At 42.3% G+C, this 20,130-nt stretch carries 13 protein-coding genes; 3 read left to right on the forward strand and 10 right to left on the reverse strand.

All coding sequences use genetic code 11. The features are described 5' to 3' along the window. Window positions 1-26 precede the first annotated feature (26 nt). The 4 genes from HWQ47_RS10585 to ackA form a co-directional block, all read right to left on the reverse strand. Window positions 27-251, reverse strand: a complete 225-nt coding sequence (locus HWQ47_RS10585) for a hypothetical protein (RefSeq protein ID WP_269971081.1) — start codon at window positions 249-251, stop codon at window positions 27-29. Between the two features lie 526 nt (window positions 252-777). Next, window positions 778-1,197 (reverse strand): hypothetical protein, encoded by a 420-nt coding sequence (locus HWQ47_RS10590; protein WP_269971082.1) that lies wholly within the window; start codon window positions 1,195-1,197, stop codon window positions 778-780. Between the two features lie 361 nt (window positions 1,198-1,558). Then, entirely contained in the window at window positions 1,559-3,709 is a 2,151-nt protein-coding gene (gene pta, locus HWQ47_RS10595) for a phosphate acetyltransferase (protein WP_269971083.1), read from the reverse strand. Window positions 3,710-3,827: 118 nt separating this feature from the next. Next, window positions 3,828-5,024 (reverse strand): acetate kinase, encoded by a 1,197-nt coding sequence (gene ackA, locus HWQ47_RS10600; protein WP_269971084.1) that lies wholly within the window; start codon window positions 5,022-5,024, stop codon window positions 3,828-3,830. A gap of 194 nt (window positions 5,025-5,218) precedes the next feature. On the opposite strand from ackA, the gene yfbV reads away from it, so the two are divergent. Further along, window positions 5,219-5,662, forward strand: a complete 444-nt coding sequence (yfbV, locus tag HWQ47_RS10605; RefSeq protein ID WP_269971085.1) for a terminus macrodomain insulation protein YfbV — start codon at window positions 5,219-5,221, stop codon at window positions 5,660-5,662. A 45-nt stretch (window positions 5,663-5,707) separates the two neighbouring features. Here the strand turns inward: yfbV and pflA are convergent, their stop codons facing one another. The 3 genes from pflA to HWQ47_RS10620 form a co-directional block, all read right to left on the reverse strand. Continuing rightward, window positions 5,708-6,448 carry a pyruvate formate lyase 1-activating protein gene (pflA, locus tag HWQ47_RS10610; RefSeq protein WP_269971086.1) on the reverse strand — a complete coding sequence of 247 codons (741 nt, stop codon included), beginning with the start codon at window positions 6,446-6,448 and terminating at the stop codon, window positions 5,708-5,710. Between the two features lie 205 nt (window positions 6,449-6,653). Beyond that, the gene (gene pflB, locus HWQ47_RS10615; protein WP_269971087.1) at window positions 6,654-8,936 is read right to left on the reverse strand and encodes a formate C-acetyltransferase; all 2,283 of its coding nucleotides are present in this window, start codon (window positions 8,934-8,936) and stop codon (window positions 6,654-6,656) included. Window positions 8,937-9,596: 660 nt separating this feature from the next. Then, a complete protein-coding gene (locus tag HWQ47_RS10620) occupies window positions 9,597-11,129 on the reverse strand; it encodes a DUF3360 family protein (RefSeq protein WP_269971088.1) in 1,533 nt (510 codons plus the stop codon). A 917-nt stretch (window positions 11,130-12,046) separates the two neighbouring features. On the opposite strand from HWQ47_RS10620, the gene focA reads away from it, so the two are divergent. Next, on the forward strand, window positions 12,047-13,531 hold the full coding sequence (gene focA / locus HWQ47_RS10625) for a formate transporter FocA (RefSeq protein WP_269971089.1): 1,485 nt from the start codon (window positions 12,047-12,049) through the stop codon (window positions 13,529-13,531). Window positions 13,532-13,584: 53 nt separating this feature from the next. On the opposite strand, the gene HWQ47_RS10630 is transcribed toward focA, so the two are convergent. The 3 genes from HWQ47_RS10630 to ycaO form a co-directional block, all read right to left on the reverse strand. Beyond that, the gene (locus HWQ47_RS10630; protein WP_269971090.1) at window positions 13,585-14,667 is read right to left on the reverse strand and encodes an AI-2E family transporter; all 1,083 of its coding nucleotides are present in this window, start codon (window positions 14,665-14,667) and stop codon (window positions 13,585-13,587) included. 324 nt (window positions 14,668-14,991) lie between these two features. After that, complete coding sequence (locus tag HWQ47_RS10635; protein ID WP_269971091.1) at window positions 14,992-15,897, reverse strand: LysR substrate-binding domain-containing protein; 906 nt, start codon at window positions 15,895-15,897, stop codon at window positions 14,992-14,994. 301 nt (window positions 15,898-16,198) lie between these two features. Continuing rightward, a complete protein-coding gene (gene ycaO / locus HWQ47_RS10640) occupies window positions 16,199-17,965 on the reverse strand; it encodes a 30S ribosomal protein S12 methylthiotransferase accessory factor YcaO (protein WP_269971092.1) in 1,767 nt (588 codons plus the stop codon). A gap of 497 nt (window positions 17,966-18,462) precedes the next feature. Between ycaO and panF the strand changes: the two genes are divergently transcribed. Continuing rightward, window positions 18,463-19,902 carry a sodium/pantothenate symporter gene (gene panF, locus HWQ47_RS10645; protein ID WP_269971093.1) on the forward strand — a complete coding sequence of 480 codons (1,440 nt, stop codon included), beginning with the start codon at window positions 18,463-18,465 and terminating at the stop codon, window positions 19,900-19,902. The last annotated feature ends 228 nt before the right edge of the window (window positions 19,903-20,130 follow it).

The raw sequence follows: 20,130 nt of genomic DNA on the forward strand, positions 1-20,130 counted from the left end.
AATATAAGGTAAGAGTTAAATTTCCTTTAATATCCTAAACGCTCGTGTAATATCGATTGACCATGTGATTCGATAATTATCGCTATCTTGGATCTATCGACGTTTTGCAGTGATGAGATCTCAAAGAAAAGTTTGTCCTGAACATCATAGGGCATTTTCATCATATCCATGAACATATGTATGTTCAAAGAATCACCTTCATCGAATAGATCGACCAATTTCCCTGCTTCAAATTCAACCAGCGCATTCATAATTGCTACCTCTTAATGACCACAACGCTATTTATAGATATCCTTTATTGATAGCAGTTGACAAGTCAGAGTCTAGATTTTTTGGCTTTAACACTAGGCTGCTTATCACTAAAGACTATTAAAAACTGAAAGTCTTTCATGTTTAAGTACATTTTTTAGATCTGTTTTAGCTGTTTTTGTAGTTTTTAGCGTGGAAACTAACACAATACTGAAAGTATTCTGTAACTGCGTGTCTGCGACTGGTATAATTTAGCAAGAAGTAGATTGAACATCAGCTTCTTCCTCTATTGGCAGAATGTCATCCAAGTAATGACATGCCACAGACCCTACAAACAGTAATTCGGAGTTGTTATGGAAGTTCAAGAATATGAAAGCGCATATTACCAAGTACAAGATGAAGTGATTGAGTCTTTACCGGTAGAGATGGATGAAGAAGCGTTTTTGGATTAAAGAACAATCTGCTAGTTAATCCAATGACAGCCAGTCAAAAAATAGCAACCAATAGGTTGCTATTTTTTGTGCATTTTTATCTTTCAGGTAAGATCTCTGCAATCTCCCATTTAATACCATTTTTGTGAAGTCTAAGGGTGCGATCATCAATCCAAGGACTTCCTCCTTTGAGCCCATGCATCTTGACGATAACAGTAACGTCTTCGGCTGATTTTCTGAAAAAGTCGATATCGATCTCTTCTATCTCAAGTGTCACCTCTGTCATAGAAAGATTAAGCATGTGTCGTTGAACTGATGCGGCGATATGATAATGCGAAATGACCTCTTTCATCGGGTCGCTAACATAGAGCTGCGCTTTTTGAATGTCTTTATCCACATATATTGCGGTGAAGAAACCTAATGAAACATCTTCAGGTGAACGGGTCGAGCCTTTATCTGAAGTCGCCGGCTCACAGCCTGAAAGACAAAGTAAACATAATATAGTTATTATTCTCATATACTTGATACAAAGGGAATTTGAATTAAGTATCGCTATTTAACGGGAGGTTGGCAAGCTATTGGGATAACACTGCTAATCTAGAAATTTTTAATACTTGACCCTGAGCGTTAAATCAGTCATATCTAAAAAGATAAGTTTTAACGGTTATCCACAAAATCTGTGGACAAGTATGTTGAAGACTAGATACATAACTTTTAACTTGTTGTTTTTTAATTATTTATTTCACTGGTTAAAAAGTGACGCATTCCGATTTTTATAGATTTCATTCAGTTTATATACAGTAACGTGTTCTTTTTGTGCATAAAAAAGCCTGTCATTGACAGGCTTTTTTATTTATTTCATACGAAAGTACTAACTGTTATTTAGCTTGTTCCGCTTGCGCAGCTTGGATTGCTGTTAGGGCGATGGTGTAAACGATATCGTCAACTAGCGCACCACGAGACAGATCGTTAACAGGCTTACGCATACCTTGAAGCATTGGACCAATACTGATTAGGTCTGCACTTCTCTGCACGGCTTTGTATGTTGTATTACCAGTATTTAGGTCTGGGAATACGAACACTGTCGCTTGACCTGCTACTGGGCTGTTTGGTGCTTTAGATAGCGCAACGTTAGGCATCACAGCTGCATCATACTGTAGTGGACCGTCGATGATGAGATCAGGACGCTTCTCTTTAGCAATTCGAGTCGCTTCACGTACCTTATCAACATCTGAACCGGTACCAGAACTACCGGTTGAGTAACTTATCATAGCAACGCGAGGCTCAATGCCAAATGCTGCGGCAGAATCAGCTGATTGGATGGCGATATCAGCAAGTTGCTCGGCGTTTGGATCTGGATTAATCGCACAGTCACCATAAACAAGTACTTGATCTGGCATCAACATAAAGAAGATTGAAGAGACTAAGCTTGAACCTGGTGCAGTCTTGATCAACTGAAGTGGCGGACGAATCGTGTTGGCTGTGGTATTTACCGCGCCAGAAACAATACCGTCGACTTCGTTTTGCGCCAACATCATGGTACCTAATACCATGTTGTCACCGAGTTGCTCACGAGCCACAACTTCAGTCAGACCTTTATGGCGACGAAGATCAAGCATTGGTTCAATGTAACGCTCACGTGCTGTGTCTGGGTCTATAATTTCAACACCATCACCGAGAATGACACCTTGCAGAGCGGCAATACGTTGGATCTCTTCTGGGTTACCCAGAAGTATACACTTAGCAATGCCGCGTTCAGCACAGATACTTGCAGCTTCAATAGTACGTGTGTCATAACCTTCAGGTAGAACAACCGTTTTACGTGCAGCGCGTGCAAGTTCAGTCAGTTTATATCTAAATGCTGGTGGAGACAGTCTGTGCTCCCGAGGAGAGTTTTTCGTTGCGCTTTGAATCCAGTTTTGATCAATATGACTTGCAACGTACTCTTGAACTTCTTCAATACGCACAGCGTCATCAACCGGCACTTCATGATCGAAACGTTGGATGTTAAGTGATGTCTGCCAAGTATTGGTGTCAATCAAGAATACTGGAAGGCCAGTTTCGAAAGCTTGCTCACACAATTCCATGATCTGTGGCTCTGGTTCATAACCACCAGTAAGCAGTAGTGCACCTATTTTTACACCGTTCATGGCCGCAAGACAGGCTGATACGATAACATCAGATCGATCACCAGAGGTGACTAATAGTGAGTCAGTCTTAATGTGAGTGACCATGTTTGGAAGACTACGAGCACAGAATGTCACTTTACGCAGACGACGAGCATTCATCTCACCGGCATTGATGATTTTTGCACTAAGGTGCTTAGCAAGATCTGATGCACGTGGTGCAATAAGATCTAAGTTGTAAGGTACGCTGCCTAGTATACGAAGTGAGCTCTTACCTGGAAGTTGGAACATACTAGCCGGATCTGGACGCTGAACATCTGTATGATCAAAGACTTCAGATAGATCTGGACGTGCACGACCTTCGTTATCAACTGGCGCACCAATTTTGTTGATCATCGCGCCAATAATACGTTTGTTATTAATGCCACCCCATGAATTGTGGGCGATTTCTAGGCGATTCATCAGTGCTGTAGCACTTTCATTACCTGGTGTGGCAACAAAGATAATATCTGCATCGAGCGATTTTGCGATGGCATAGTTGATATCACTTGAAAACGGGTGGTTTCTAGTTTGAACTAAGCCTTCAACGACAAGAGTTTCAGTATCGTCAGTACATTCAGTGACACGAGCAATAATCTGCTCCATTAAGACATCTGTCTTATCACCACGAATGAGTCCTTCAGCATGTTCCATATCAAATGGTTCAAGGGGATTAACGGTAGGCGACTTACTTAAAATCGTCGTTGAGCGCTCAGGACCACTATCATTTGGACGCTGTTGAGCGATAGGCTTGAAAAAACGAACCTTAACACCGTGGTGTTCAAAAGCTCGAACGAGTCCTAAACTGATAGAAGTGAGACCGACACCTGTGCCGATGGGTACGAGCATAATATTGCGAGACATAAAAACCTCTGTTTGAAGCTTAGACTGGCGTAGTAATACTACACCGAACTGTATGGTGCAACTCAATAAAAGTATGAGTTTTGGCCTGAAACTAAAAAAAAGATTTCAGGCCAATGTATTATTTCAGTAGGCGCATCGCATCTTCTGCAATAACCCACTCTTCGTTAGTCGGAATAACCATAGCGATAGGACCGTTATCTGTGGTGATTTGACCTTGCTTACCAAAACGGGCAGCCTTGTTACGCTCGTCATCAACTTCAAAGTTGAAGATCTCAAGTAAGTTAAGCACCTTAGCGCGGATTAGATCAGAATTTTCACCGATACCACCGGTAAATACCAGTGCATCTAAACGTCCTAACGGTACAGTGTAAGATGCGATGTACTTAGCTAAACGGTAGCAGAAAATCTCTAGTGCAAGTGTGGCACCTTTATGACCTTCACTGTAAGCCTCTTCGATGCCGCGGCAATCGTTAGTTAATTCAGAAATACCTAAAAGACCACTTTGCTTGTTCATCAGGTTATTAACTTCATCTAAGGTGTAACCTAGGCGACTCACTAAGTGATGAATGATTGATGGGTCGATATCACCACAACGAGTACCCATAACCAAACCTTCGAGAGGTGTCATGCCCATTGAAGTATCGACACTCTTACCGCCTTTAATAGCCGTTACAGAAGCGCCATTGCCTAAGTGAGCACAGATGATGTTGTTATCTTCGATGTTCTTACCCATTGCTTTAGCCGCTTCACGGCTAATGAATAGGTGGCTAGTACCGTGCATGCCATAGCGACGGATACTATTTTCGCGGTATAACTTGTAAGGAAGCGCGTAGATGAACGCTTTCTCAGGCATTGTCTGGTGGAAAGCGGTATCGAAAACGGCAACTTGTGGCAGTTCAGGGAATGAAGCCTGAGCTGCACGAATACCGATCAAGTGAGCAGGGTTGTGGAGTGGAGCAAGCGCAGCACAATCTTCAATACCTTGGATAACGCTCTCATCGATGATAACCGACTGAGTGAATTTCTCACCACCGTGAACAACTCGGTGTCCAATTGCATGAATTTGTGATGCAATTTCAGGATGAGCACCAAGAATATTATTAACAATATACTCAACAGCTTCACGGTGTGAGGTGAATGCACCTAGGCTAGCTTCTTGCTTAACGCCATTGACTTTCCACTTAATCTTAGCGTCTTCTAGACCAAAACATTCTGCTAGACCTGAGATCTGGTCATCACCTGTAAGGGCGTCGATAATCGCAAATTTTAATGACGAGCTACCGCAGTTAAGTACCAATACCAGTTTATTTGACATCTTTAAAACCTTTTACAATGTAGTGAACATTTGTCACTGAACAATAATGACTTCGTTGGTAAAAATCATCGAAGCCGCTAGAAGCGCTCTGAGATCAGAGCAGGGAACTGCTAATAATGCGGCTACAATGCCTTGGGGCTCTATTGCAGCTTGTGCTATTGTAAAAGCAGTATCCCATTCAATCGGTGTAACACTTGAGCTTTCAAGCTTTCAAAACCCTAGGGCAAGGTCGTCAATATATGAAGACGTGGCCTATGGTCAGACAACTTAGTTTTTATTTCCCTGAGTATCGCGTGATTCGCGCCACTCAGATTGCGCTACCTGTAATGCCCTTCTTGGCACTACTGGTTGCAGCGAGTCAGTTATATATTCATGGTTGGGAATTTCTTCCACAAGCCATCACATTAGCGCTGTTTTTTATTAGCTTACCTATTCAAGGTTTGCTGTGGCTAGGCTGGCGCTCTCGTCATCCATTACCGTTAACTCTACTTGGGTGGTGCGATAAATTGACCACTAAAATGATCGCCATGGGGATCAGTTGTCGTCCATTAGGACCTAAAGCTTGCTACTTCGATATGGCGCTTATTCTTAAAGCGGCATTCGAACGTTTAGACGAGCAATATTGGGAAGAACTTTAACCGGTATTGTCGGTCAATTATTAATATTGCTACATCTTGAAACTCTTAGTAGATGGCGTTTAATCCCGCTTCTACAAAGACCTTCTTGATCTGTTCCATTGTTTCACCCGATGGAGGAGAGATGTCATTGAGTTGATACTTTTCTCCCATCGCTTCCCACTTATGCTTGCCCAACTCGTGATAGGGAAGTAACTCAACCTTTTCGACATTGGTCATCGGTTTAAGAAAATCGGCCAGTTTCTTGGCTGAGGCTATATCGTCAGTGAACCCACCAACCACAACATAACGTATCCAGGTTTTTTGCTGGCGTTTATGTAAAAGCTCAGCAAACTGCAACGTGCGATAATTACTGACTTGAGTGAGGTCAATATGGCGCTGATCATCAATATGTTTAATGTCTAGTAGTACCAGATCGGTATTATCGAGTAGTTCATCAATGATTGGGGTGTATTTTCTGACGAAACCATTGGTGTCTAGGCAAGTGTGAATACCCTCTTTTTTACAAGCTTCAAAAAGAGCTGAAACGAATTCCGCTTGTAATATGGCTTCACCACCACTGGCAGTTACACCACCACCGCTGGATTCAAGAAAAGGGCGGTAGCTGATAATTTGAGACATGAGTTCTTCGACCTGCACATCCGTGCCGCCGTGTAGATCCCAAGTATCGCGATTGTGACAGTACTGACAACGCATTAAACAGCCTTGCATAAAGGCGATAAACCTTATGCCTGGACCGTCAACGGTACCAAAGGATTCCAGTGAGTGGATCCGACCAGTTACTGCCATTGTGACTCCATATCTATAGTTGCAATTGTTAATGTTGTAGCTTTCATAACAATGCCACAATCTTAAGTTTTAAATAAATATACCCAAGCGACCTTAAAATGCTGAACCCTACATTTCGAGGTGGTTTGGGTATCGGCTGTACTATTGTCAGTACAGCCTAGTTATAGCTCGTTACTACCTCAATATCTGTGAAAGATATCTGGTATTACATACCTTTAGTGAAGGTACGAGTGATAACGTCTTGCTGCTGTTCTGGTGTCAGAGCATTGAAGCGAACAGCATAACCAGAAACTCGGATTGTAAGCTGAGGATACTTCTCAGGGTTAACAATCGCATCTTCAAGCATTTCACGGTTCATCACGTTCACGTTCAGGTGCTGACCACCTTCACGGCTGTCGCTATGAGCAAAGTAACCGTCCATAAGCGCGGCTAAGTTAGTGCGACGACCATCTTCATCTTTACCTAACGCGTTTGGCACGATAGAGAAGGTATAAGAGATACCGTCTTGAGCGTGTGCAAACGGAAGTTTAGCAACAGAAGTTAGTGATGCAACAGCGCCTTTCTCGTCACGACCATGCATAGGGTTTGCACCCGGAGCAAACGGAGCACCAGATGGACGACCATCAGGCGTAGTCCCCGTTTTCTTACCGTACACAACGTTAGAAGTGATGGTTAAGATTGACTGAGTAGGGATCGCGTTACGATACATCTTCATCTTACGGATCTTAGCCATAAAACGCTCTACAAGCTCAGTCGCTAGATCATCAACACGTGCATCGTTGTTACCGAACTTAGGATAGTCACCTTCGATTTCGAAATCGACAGCGATACCGTTTTCGTCACGGATTGGCTTAACTTTGGCAAACTTAATTGCAGAAAGAGAATCAGCAGCGATAGAAAGACCCGCGATACCACATGCCATAGTACGACGAACGTCACGGTCATGAAGTGCCATAAGGGCAGATTCATAAGAGTACTTATCGTGCATGAAGTGGATAGCGTTTAGTGCAGTCACATATTGTGTTGCTAACCAATCCATCATGGTGTCTAGGCGACCTAGCACATCATCAAAGTCTAAATACTCAGAAGTGATAGCATCGAACTTAGGACCAATTTGAGTCTTAAGTTTTTCATCAACACCACCGTTGATAGCATAAAGCATTGTTTTAGCTAAGTTAGCGCGAGCTCCGAAGAACTGCATGTGCTTACCTACAACCATAGGGCTTACACAACAAGCGATAGCATAGTCATCTGAATTAAAGTCAGGACGCATTAGATCATCGTTTTCGTACTGAATTGAACTGGTGTCGATAGACACTTTTGCACAGTACTTTTTGAAATCTAATGGTAATTTTTCAGACCATAAAACAGTGATGTTTGGCTCTGGACTTGGACCCATGTTGTACAAGGTGTGCAAGAAACGGAAGCTAGACTTAGTCACCAAAGTACGACCATCAACACCCATACCACCGATAGACTCTGTCGCCCAAATTGGGTCGCCAGAGAATAGCTCATCGTATTCAGGAGTACGTAGGAAACGAACCATACGTAGCTTCATCACGAAATGGTCAACCATCTCTTGAGCTTGTTGCTCAGTGATAACGCCATTTTTAAGATCACGTTCGATGAAAATATCAAGGAAACTTGAAGTACGACCAAGAGACATCGCCGCGCCGTTTTGACTTTTAACTGCAGCTAGGTAGCCGAAGTAAGTCCACTGAATCGCTTCTTGTGCATTGGTAGCAGGTAGCGAGATGTCGAAGCCATAGCTTGCAGCCATTTTCTTCATCTGACCTAGTGCACGGTGCTGTTCAGCAATCTCTTCACGAAGCTGCATAGTGTAAGACAAGTCTTCACCTGTTTCAAAATCTGCTTGAAGTGAACCAAACTGAGCAAACTTGTCAGCCATCAAATAATCGATACCGTAAAGTGCGATACGACGGTAATCACCAATGATACGACCACGACCGTAAGCATCAGGTAAACCAGTCAAAATACCTGATTTACGACAACCCATGATTTCAGGTGTGTAGATATCGAAAACACCTTGGTTGTGAGTCTTACGCAGCTCAGAGTAAACGTATTTAACGTCAGCATTTAACTCACGGTCATAGGCTTTACAAGAACTTTCAACCATACGAATGCCGCCATTTGGCAACATTGCACGCTTAAGTGGCGCTTCAGTCTGTAGGCCAACAATAGTTTCAAGCTCTTGCTCGATATAGCCAGCAGCGTGTGAAGTGATGGTAGATACAACTTCAGTATCAAAATCAACAGGTGCGTGAGTCGCGTTTTCCTGTTTGATGCCTACCATTACCTTGTCCCAAAGCTTTGTAGTAGCAGAAGTTGCTTCAGCTAGGAAAGATTCATTACCTTCATAAGGCGTGTAGTTAGCTTGGATAAAGTCACGAACGTTGACTTCAGTTTTCCATTCGCCAGAAGCAAAACCTTCCCACGCGTTAGCAAACTTTTCAGTTTTTTCGGTCATCGTACAAATACCTTTTAGTTGAGATACATGTTATTGGTTATCGATGTTGGCTTTGAAAGCGAGAGTAATCGATATCTCAATAGCTAAGTCTTAAAAAGCTTCCTCTCGATAATATGTGGTGGAGGAAACTGGTTTCCGAGTATTTTAATTCTCGGAGTGATTTGTTGTTTTGATACCGATATGAGAAAGAATCCGTTTACGATGAATATCGATTATCAGTAAATTGGTAAGACCAATTTACCATTAGTATATTAACACAAGCAAACATAGGCTGCATCTTAATACATTTTGTTTTGGTCTATAAATTCAAAAACTGTTATCCATGCATCAGTTTTTAGCTAAAATAATGTTTGCACCTAACACTAATGTCAGTTCCTAGAATGATTGTGAGTACATTATGTTGCGCTTATTGAATGTTCATGTAAGTCCAAGTAACAATCACGATGGGTGAGTTTGTCACTTGCATAACTAAAGAATTATCTCTCTATGCAATTTATTTTTCGTCATCACTAACACTGATATTAAGTGTTATGTGCTAAATAAAATAAGCACCAGATAAATGCTGAGGTGAATTCAAGACAGATTGAATCCTGCATTTCCAAGTAGCTTGGGTATAGATAACGAGAAGTGAAATGCACCTCTCGTTATCAGTCTTCTCTTTTATAAGAGTGCTGGAATGCCAGTGATCATCCCGACTGCAAGCATGGCTGCTAAACAGATCACAAACGCGAGGCCTGGGATAATAACGCGATCAGCGAGTGACAATGATTTTGCACGTTCTTTATCACCGATAAGTCCGTTGTTGTCCAAAAACATCGTTAATGCCCATGCCAATACTGGATTTGCAACAAAAGAGGCGAATATACAAATACCTGCAGCCTGACTGTTCTGAGTATTTTTCACCATCTGCATTCCCGCCTCGAGTAGAGGTAAAAATACGCCTACAAGTAACGCGATTGACATGACTGGTTGCCAGACTGCGATATCCATAGGATAGCCAATGATAGCCACTACGATACATAAGATACCCAGTAAAATGGCACCTGCAGGGATCGGACGTTTTGCCGTTGCAGCAGGGATCATGTAAGTCCCCCAAGATGAAGTGATATTACCACCACCAACAGCAGTACCTACGATTTGGCGCAGTGAACAAGTCGTCATGGTGTCATCAACATCCATCAAGACTTTTTCTGCACCTTTAGGGTAGTTAAGTTCTTGGAATATACGGTGTCCCAAAAAGTCTGGTGACCACATGGCCACAGCCAAGATAGCAAAAGGCAAAGAAGCAATGAAATGCTGCAGATTAGGTAAGCCTAACTGCCAGCCTTGCTCAGTAGAGCCCCACCAATAAACAGGGTTAAGATTTGGAATGCCAGGTTCGGTGACAAACTGTAGATCCAGCCCTGCACCTAGCACGAATGCCATCGCTACCGCGGCAATAGAGCAAAGTGGGATAGCTAACCAACGTTTCCCCACCTTTGCCAGGATCGCATATAAAATCACATTGGCAAGTAAGATGAAAAACGCAACATAACCTAAGCTGTAACCGAGATCATGCTTAGCCTGTAAATTACCTGCCCATTCAAATAGTGAACTTATCTGACCCTCTGCACCCATAAAGCCAAGGAAGACCAGTAAACCGCCAGCAACACCGCTACTGGTAAGGTTCACTAACCGTGACCCACCTTTTACATAGCTTAATATAAGACCAAACACCCCCAGTAAAATAGCAAGCGCAAGTGGATGTGCACCCGCCAGCGCAATTGCACCGATAAGTGGGATCATTGGACCGTGATTACCGGCCAAGTTCGCTTTAGGATTGAAAAATCCTGAGCTAATAATACAAAATAGTAGTGCTGGAATAAGCATCTCTACACGGACAACTTGAGTCGCAAATTCTGCGCCCAGATTAACATGTTCCCATTTCTCGCTTAGGCCCGCAGCCCATGCTGCCATTACCGCTGAGTACATCACGGTAATACCGATAGTACCTGCAATCGCCGGGACAAGATCTTCCCATTCAAAGCGGAAATCTCTCCCTGGTAGGTTAAGTCCCCAGCGCTTAGGCTTCATGATTTTCAATTCATTGTCTAAGTACTCTTCACGAGTGGCAAACTCAGACGCAGGACGATGAAGCTCTTGATAAGATTTAGTGGAGTCTTCGCTCTGTTGGTTTTTCACAGTTTCTGACATATTTTCTCATTCTCCGAGAAGAACATAGTGATTCATCTAATTCGATGACAACTTAAGTGATCTATGAGTGTTAGCTTGAGTATTACGAGCCTCTTTGGCTGCACTATTCATTGAGTCAACTAGCCAGCATAATATGATAAAGAATCAAAAATCGATTCTGTCAGCGATGCTGTTGTTTTCTCTAACAATCTTTATTTAATTGGTAAGACCAATTTACCTTATGAATTTTAACACAGGCAAAGATGATCTTCATCAAGTATCAATATTCTTGAATAGGGTGTTTGAGCTATTTGAGATCTACTTAACAACTAATGCAGGGATTGCTAAATAAAGAGGGTGTTGGTGTATATATTTCTATGCTCAACATCACGCATTCAATCAATGTGCGATGCCTGTCACTGATTTAGCTTGTTGTTGTTGAGTGTTGGTTTTTTATGTTTTATTTGACGCTGATCGCTAAATCGAGATTGCTAAGCGAGATGACTATCACGTTTGCGCGGTGTGAGTTCGTTGGTTGTTAGCCTCTAGCTCAATATCACTAATTTACTTTTGGCACTGGCCTTATTATCAATGTTTATGATATCAGGCTGAATGTCGGCGGTTTAACAGTAAATAAGTGTATGAGTTTTTTATTTATTAGAATCGTTTGAGTTTTTTCTAGCTTGCAGTTAAATGTGAATGGTTATAAATCCTTACTTAACAATGTGTTCGGTTGCAAAGTGTTAAGGTTTGAAATTTTACATTTTGAAACACTCACCTCAAGGTATCAAGTTCATTGATACTCACCATCATAATTATCAAATTTTATTATTTTATATTTCTGGCTATCTTATCAATACAAAATAACAAGCTGAGGATATAGATAAGTATGTATATCAAACACAATAGATTACGACGTCTTAATCTGGAGACGATAAATGACGTCCAATAATGAGGTTAGTGAATTAATGCTAACTAATATTCTTCATAAAACAATGGAAACGTCAAAACCAGTGCAAGCCAGCTTATATGAACAAGCTGAGTTTTATGGTCAGTCAAAAGTCATAAAATCTGCTTGGCAATCTTTTGGTTTAGCTGCTTTTGCCGGTGCATTTATCGCCTTGGCTTTTGTCTTCTTTATTACCGTAACAACTGGTAACGAAGGTGGTTCCTGGGGGTTAGTCCGACTTGTAGGAGGCTTAGCCTTTAGTTTAGGTTTAATGTTAGTGGTGATATGTGGCGGAGAGCTCTTTACCAGTACCGTACTTAGCAGTGTAGCTTGGGCGCAAAAGTTAGTGACAACGCGAGATCTCATCAAATGCTGGTGCCGAGTTTATATAGGGAACTTATTAGGCGCTATGATTATGTTGACATTAATCATATCAGCTCGTATGCATGAACTTGATGGCGGATTGTGGGGGCTTAATGCGCTACAGATAGCACAACATAAGCTTCATCATGGTTGGCTACAGGCTTTTGTCCTTGGTGTACTTTGCAATATGTTGGTGTGCTTAGGTGTGTGGATGACGTTTGCCAGTCGAGATGCATTAACCAAAGCGATACTACTCATGCTTCCTGTTGCTATGTTTGTCAGTAGTGGTTTTGAGCACAGCATTGCTAATCTGTTTATGGTGCCTTTAGGAATTGCTATTTCTCAATTTGCACAACCTGAATTTTTTACCTCATTGGGTATAGACTCTGCACAGTTCGCCGATCTGACCTTAAGCAATTTTATATTCAACAACCTTATTCCTGTGACCTTAGGCAACATTGTCGGTGGTGGTGTATTTGTAGGTTTAGGTTATTGGCTTATCGAAAAATCAGGAAAAACTGTTGAACTCTCTCTAGTCCATAGTGTTTCACCATTAGAAAGTGTTACCCCAATACACCCATTACCTACTTCTGGAGTTTCTCATAAAATGCCTAAAACAATTCAAAAATTATGTGTCCAAGACCTAATGGACACTAACCCGTTGACAGTCTCTTCTGATCTGTCGGTGTATGCTGGTTTGGCCATACTTACCGATAATGATTGCAGAAGTGCTCCTGTACTGGATGAGAAAAAACGCTTACTTGGTTTCATTTCACAACAAGATTTACTGCGTAGCTTATGGTCAGAAGAGTTTGCCAGAGGTATATCTTACAAAGTGGCAGACTTGATGCAAAAAGAGGTGATGACCCTATCGCCGCAAGATTCGGTGGCTGAATTGATTGAGTTAATGGTGGTTGACCGTAGTAAGCTCTTTCCTGTGAATGAGTATGGGATATTAACGGGCAATACTTTCACCAGTTATGAAGAGAGATTACGTTGTGCTTCAGCCGATAAACCTAGCATGTTCCCTGTCTTGGATAAGGGGTTATTGTGCGGCGTTATCACCCGTGAGGTGATTGCTAAAAAGATATGCGATATCTATAAGGTATAGCAGAGTAAATTGAATCAGAGACGGTGCTAATATGGCACCGCTTTTGTGTCTATTTATTCTTTATTTTGTTGTTCTAAAAAACCTTCAAATTCAACTTCATACAACTTAAATAATACCAATGTCACCGCAAATACTATGGGGCCATAAATTAAACCAATTAAGCCAAATAGTTGTAACCCACCGAGCAAGGAGAAAAAGAGTAACAATGTACTCATGCCTGTGTTGCCTTGCATAAGCCAGGGCCTGAGAAAGTTATCAATCGAGCCGACTACCACGACTCCCCAAACAACCAAGAATGTGCCCCATTGCCAGTCTCCTGTTAAGAACAAGTAAATAGAAGCTGGAAGCCAAATCATGGCGGTTCCAACGAAGGGAATAAAGGAAGCAAATGCCATCATGCTACCCCAAAATAAGCCAGGGAATCCGGCCAACGCCATGGCAATGCCACCGAGCACTCCTTGGGCTAAAGCCGTAAGAAATGAACCTAATACTGCTGATTTAGCGACTGTTCCTATTTCATTTAAGATGAGATCTTCTTGTGAACGTGTTAACGGAATGATGTGTCGTATATTGTCGATAATTTTGTCTTGATCTCGCAAAAAGAAAAATAACACAAACAGCATTAATGAAAAATCTAGAATTGTATCGGCTAAATCACCCACTAAACCCGTACTGGCACCTATCAAGGTACTGCTTAGTGCGGTGGCTGTCGATGCCGCTCGTTGTACAAAATCATCGGGCTTAATGGTGTCAAATGGCAGCCATTTATTTAATAAACTAATACCGCTATGGATCCATGGATGAGCAAAAAAGGCTTTTGCGCCTCCTTCTGTTAGCCATTGGTAGGCATTGCTCATAAAATTGATGCCTTGATCCATAATGGCTGCTGTCACCAATAATAATGGAATTAATACCATCACTGTGACCAATGTACATGAACATGCAGAGGCCATATTAGGACTGGCTGGCATCCGCTGTAGAACTCGAGCATGAATAGGCAGAAACAACAAGGAGACGATAAAGCCCAATATAATTGACCCTAAATAGGGTGCAATAAGTAAATAACAGGCATAAACGGCGATGACTAAGGCGACCATCAACACTAGGTGGCGAGGTTTTAGGTTAAGGCTGTTCATCAAAAAGCTCCAGAACAAATGGCAGGTAAATCATTTTGGAAGAGAATTAAATCATGGTCATCTACTCTCTACAAGTTAATTCAGGCTTATTGATGCTTATTATCAGATAAACAAAGGGTTGAAGGAACAGGACAGCTGAGAATTTTTCCTGTCATTGTTGGCCCGAATACTTTTCTGCAAGATATTCAGCATAAGGCTACACATACAAAATTGCAGAGTTAAATTGAAACTCTGCAACTAGATAAGCTGATCAAATACTGATTTAGTCCAATGGAGTTAATCCGAGCAGAGGTTTCAAACTTGTGATCTTAGAAAGCACAAATACTATCTCTTTATTTGCCTACTGCGGCTTAATCGTCTTGCTTCTGTGATGATACAGTCACGCAGTGGGTTTTCACCTGAGTCAGCACGCCAGATGAATGAGAGGTGGCGTTGCATATTAAGCTGTGGTGTTTGTAGGATAACTAATTCACCCTTCGCGACCTCATTCTCAACATCAAGAAAAGGTAAGCTGCTGATATATTGTCCATTTTTAACCAGGGACTTTAATACCGATACTTGCTCATATTCCTTCCATACATTGAGTTTTTCGATAACACCGTGAATGGCCCCTTCGAAAATCCTTCTGGTTCCAGCCCCTTGTTCCCGTAACACCCATTTTGCTTGTTCGAGTTGCGATAAACTGGTCATTTCACATTTAGCATAGGGGTGGTGAGGCGAAGAGAAGACCACCAGATGATCATCAATCCATCTTTCCTGATGTAATCGAGTATCGTCGTTTCGGCCTTCAATGATGCCAAGATCAAACTCATAGTTGAGCAAGCCATCGATAACATTTTCGGTATTCTCAACCATCAGATCGATCCTTAGCTCAGGAAAATCAGTATCAAGCCTGCTGATGAGTTCTGGAATTAAATGCTCTGCTGCGGTTTGGCTTGAACATAATCGAAATTTACCACTGATAAGGTGTTGTTCATGAAGACCTAATTCAATATGTTGCGCATCTTGGAGTAGACGTCTTGCTTTAGGGCGAAGCCAGTTTCCCCAATGGCTTAATGTTAACCTGTTACCTTGGCGGATAAAGAGTGGTCGCCCGAGCAAATTTTCTAGCTGACCCAGTGACATACTGACTGCCGATTGTGTCATAGATAATTTTCTTGCGGCAGCACTGACGCTTTCTAGACTGGCAACTGCATCAAAAACGGTGATCTGCTTGAGTGAATACTTCATCGACTACTTGTGGCTTCCCTATATGAAAATAATAACAATTGAAACTATCAATATAATTGATAGCTGTGTGTTTTTGATTTTAATGTGTGTATATGAGCATAACAAGCAGAGTTGATGTTGGCGTAACAGAAGTTAGAGGGGACTCACCCTTTTTAGGTAGATATAACAATTTTTTAGTTTGCTTTACGTTTTTTGAGTCAGAAATATTTATAAGTTACTTTTTTTAGACAGAAATAAAAAGAGCGCGTACTGCTCGCGCTCTAATGTCATTTAAAACATCAATACTCAATAATGAGTAAGGTTAAACATCCCATTTGGTGTACTTAGCTTTGGCTCTTTGTAACTTGTCATAGGCAACAAGTAGGCTTTGGTGCTTCTTAAAGCTGAGTATTTGCTTCACTGATTTAAGATCATAGCCTTGCGCTTCATTTAACACGTGCAGTTTTGCTTCGTTATAGTCGACTTCGGTAAACATGCGCTTGAGTTTAGTTTCATACTGCTCAAGATCTTTACCGTCTAGCTCAATATTAATGATGGCCATCATTGCATGGTAGAAACGCAGACGTTTCTGTTGAGCAGGACTGATCCCACCGGCATTAAAGTCGGTGGTCCATTGCGCCCATTCGTAGGCAGATTCAAGGTCATTAAGGGCTAAATTGAGCAGACATTTAAACTCACCCATTCTAAGAGTTGCCCAAGGTGTGTTGGCATCGACGCCCAAACCTAATAGCTGATCCAATGGCTGGAACTCATCGAGATCAAGTTGATCGACTGTGTCTAAAATCGTCTGTGTCAGCTCAACATCGCTGCTGTCGTTTAACCATTGCTGGATCATGGCGCGCAATGCCATACCTCGGTTATTATTGACCCAAGTTAGTTCATAAACTGGGTAAATTTCCGAGTAACCAGGAACAAGCACACGACAAGCATAAGTGCCGAGGTGAGCGTAATCTGCAATGTAAACTTCGGCGCCGAGTTTATGGAATTGACCTAAAAGCTGAGCGTACTCCTCTTCGGTTGTGCCAGTGAAGTTCCAGTCCACAAATGGGAAGTCAGCATTTTCTTTAAACATATCCCACGAGATAAGCCCTGAAGAGTCGATAAAGTGAGTTTCAAGATTGGTATGTTCTGCTACTTCGTCATTATCAAATGATGGGCTAGGGAATATGTCGAGATCTTTCAGGCTACGGCCCTGAAGAAGTTCTGTAACGGTACGCTCTAAGGCGATTTCAAACCTTGGATGTGCCCCGAAAGAAGCGAAACATCCACCATTTTCTGGATTGAAAAGTGTGACACAGATAACCGGGAAATCTCCCCCTAATGACGCGTCAAAGCAGGTGATCGGGAACCCCTGTTTTTCGAGCTCATCGATCGCCGCAACGACTTTCGGGAAACGATTCACGACGTCGGCTGGAATTTCTGGCAGAGATATCGCTTCGGCAATGATGCGGTTCTTAATGTAACGCTCGAAACATTCAGAAAGAGCTTGTGTACGAGCTTCTGTCTGGCTGTTACCCGCGGCCATGCCGTTGCTGACAAACATGTTACCAACGATGTTCATCGGAATATAGGTTAGCTGACTGTCAGATTGACGTGTAAAAGGTAAGCTACATACGCCGCGCTCTGGATTACCAGACTGAATATCAACGAGACCTTCTAGGGTCACTTCGCCTTCAGGATCGTAGTGATCCCATAAAGCTTGGTTCATTAGTCCTTCTGGACGTGTGTTGTCAGAAATTGGGAACCATTTTTCGTTAGGGTAATGAACAAAGTCACTGTTGGCCACTTTGTCACCTAAATGGAAATCGGCAAAGAAGTAATTACAGGCTAAACGCTCGAAGTATTCACCCAGTGCGCTTGCTAGTGCAGCATCACGACTCGCGCCTTTACCATTGGTAAAGCAGGCTGGGCAGTTACGGTCACGGATGTGCACAGACCAAACATAAGGTACTGGATTCAGCCATGAGGCTTCCTCTATATCAAAGCCCAGATCAACGAGTCTTTGTTGCATGGTGGCGATGGATACTTCGAGTGCTTCGTCTTTACCTGGAATGTAGGTGTGATTCATTACTGCCTCTATAACAAATGGGGAAAACTGATCATTTTTGTGACACCAAGGTGTTAAAAAATGTGATTACTGAGATCAAGTCCGCAATTGTATAGATAAGGTGGCCAAAGTGGAAATTTGAGCCGTGTGTTTCGAAGAATTTAATGGCATTTTTTTGATATTAACGATAACTATCGGTGATTTGCTTCTCAACTGAACACAAAGATGGGGAAAGTGCTTATCAGCTGGGGTTAATTACGAGGATTAGCTCTAGCCTGTGCACTGAGTTTAGGTATAAAATCCGCTATCTGATTTTACTTCCCACATTACTTTTATGTCCTCACTGTCTAAAACTGCACTTATGCTGACCTTAAGTTACTTTATCTTATGGTGTGCAGGGCCTCTATTTATCGACAAGACTTGGGTTTGGCAAGGGGTACCAGTTTGGTTTTGGTTCTCCTGCATTTTGGCGCCATTGGTATTAATCCTATCTCTTGTCATTTTTGTGGGAAGGGGGCATGACTAACTTAATTCCTGTGCTTATCTATTTAATGCTCAGCCTTGTCATCACCCGCTGGTGGAGCCGTCGCACATCAGATACAGATTCTCTTCATCAAGATAAAGCCAAGCGATTTTTTATTGGAGGTTCATTTCTCAATGGCCCCATGTTGGCGTTGACTCTAGTTGCGACTTATACCAGCGCTAGTTCTTTTATTGGAGGACCTGGTGCGGCTTATAAAATGGGACTTGGCTGGGTATGGTTAGCCCTTATACAAGTGCCTGTTGCCGTATTAGCCTTAGGCGTTTTAGGTCCGAAATTTTTAGCATTGCGCGAAAAACAGCACGCGACCTTAATCGAGTGGCTCGACAGTCGGTTTCAACATCCTTGGTTGAGTCGATTGGCCATGGTGAGTTTAGTCATGGGTTTTATTGCCATGATAGCGGTACAGTTTATTGGTGGTGCCCGCTTATTTTCAGGAGTGAGCGGGATCAGCTACGAGATAGGTTTAGGACTATTTGTAGTCACCGTTCTAGCCTATACCTTGACCGGTGGCTTTAGGGCGGTTGTCTTGACCGACGTCTTACAGGGAGTGGTAATGTTGGCGGGTTTAATCCTGCTGTTTGGCGCGATTTTATCTCAGGGAACCTTGCCCGAACTGATGGCAAAGGTGAATGACTACTCTCCCGAGATGCTCAGCCCTCATGGGGTTAATGAGTACCTCGGCTGGCCAATGATTTTGTCGTTTTGGATACTCATCTGTTTTGGTACCATGGGCTTACCCCATACTTTAGTGCGCTTGCTTGCGGTTAAAGATACTCATTCTCTTAAACGTGGCATGATATGGGGGACTATAATTTGTTTTTTGATGACCTTGATACCGCATCTGTGTGGTGTTTTAGGCCGTGCGCTTTATCCTGACTTGAGTGTCCCCGATGAGATTATGCCGACACTTATTGTTGGCCTATTTAATCCATTTTGGGCGGGGGTTTTACTCGCAGCGCCTATCGCAGCAGTGATGTCGTCGGTTGACTCAATGTTACTTCAATCGGCGGTAAGCCTTGTCCGTGATGGGATAGTGAAGAAATACCCAAGTTTAAATTCGTTGCAACAGGTCAAACTGACCCGGATGAGTATGTTGTTGATCACGGCTGTAGCCACTTATTGGGCTATTAAGCCTCCCCTGATGATTGTTTGGATCAATTTGGCTGCATTTGGTGCTCTACAGGCGGTATTTTTATGGCCTATTATCGCGGGCGTTTTTTGGAAGAATATTAATGGTAATAGTGCGTTTCTTGCGATGGCGTCAGGGTTATTTAGTTACCTTGCTTTGCAGTTGAACGCACCATTGGTTTGGCAAATTCATCCTATCGCACCGGCCTTAGCCTTGTCTTTGTTTGTGATGCTTGTAGCTCACGTGATTAGTGCTCGGACAGAGTCAAAAGCGTTTGAAGGTTAAGGGGTAAATGCCGTGGAACTCATTGACTCTGCATCTGTTATATTTTGTGCTGTTGATTAATGAGTTTCATTTTTGTTTAACTCGTTCATGGTTAGGGTTAACTTCATGGATGCTAATCTGTAAACTTCAATATAATTAGTTTATATTTGCTGCCATATAATAATTAGAATGGCCCAAGCATGAACACGCAAACCTCTTTATCTCAAGATGCACCACCAAATCCCTCAT

Origin of the sequence: Shewanella sp. MTB7, assembly GCF_027571385.1 — a bacterium.
In the GTDB taxonomy this organism is placed as follows: Bacteria; Pseudomonadota; Gammaproteobacteria; order Enterobacterales; family Shewanellaceae; genus Shewanella.

Bases quoted from the DNA above. Each gene is read 5' to 3' on its own strand.
- HWQ47_RS10585 (WP_269971081.1), bottom strand. From the start codon at position 251: ATGAATGCGCTGGTTGAATTTGAAGCAGGGAAATTGGTCGATCTATTC.
- HWQ47_RS10590 (WP_269971082.1), bottom strand. From the start codon at position 1,197: ATGAGAATAATAACTATATTATGTTTACTTTGTCTTTCAGGCTGTGAG.
- pta (WP_269971083.1), bottom strand. From the start codon at position 3,709: ATGTCTCGCAATATTATGCTCGTACCCATCGGCACAGGTGTCGGTCTC.
- ackA (WP_269971084.1), bottom strand. From the start codon at position 5,024: ATGTCAAATAAACTGGTATTGGTACTTAACTGCGGTAGCTCGTCATTA.
- pflA (WP_269971086.1), bottom strand. From the start codon at position 6,448: ATGGCAGTAACTGGTCGGATCCACTCACTGGAATCCTTTGGTACCGTT.
- pflB (WP_269971087.1), bottom strand. From the start codon at position 8,936: ATGACCGAAAAAACTGAAAAGTTTGCTAACGCGTGGGAAGGTTTTGCT.
- HWQ47_RS10620 (WP_269971088.1), bottom strand. From the start codon at position 11,129: ATGTCAGAAACTGTGAAAAACCAACAGAGCGAAGACTCCACTAAATCT.
- focA (WP_269971089.1), top strand. From the start codon at position 12,047: ATGACGTCCAATAATGAGGTTAGTGAATTAATGCTAACTAATATTCTT.
- HWQ47_RS10630 (WP_269971090.1), bottom strand. From the start codon at position 14,667: ATGAACAGCCTTAACCTAAAACCTCGCCACCTAGTGTTGATGGTCGCC.
- HWQ47_RS10635 (WP_269971091.1), bottom strand. From the start codon at position 15,897: ATGAAGTATTCACTCAAGCAGATCACCGTTTTTGATGCAGTTGCCAGT.
- ycaO (WP_269971092.1), bottom strand. From the start codon at position 17,965: ATGAATCACACCTACATTCCAGGTAAAGACGAAGCACTCGAAGTATCC.
- panF (WP_269971093.1), top strand. From the start codon at position 18,463: ATGACTAACTTAATTCCTGTGCTTATCTATTTAATGCTCAGCCTTGTC.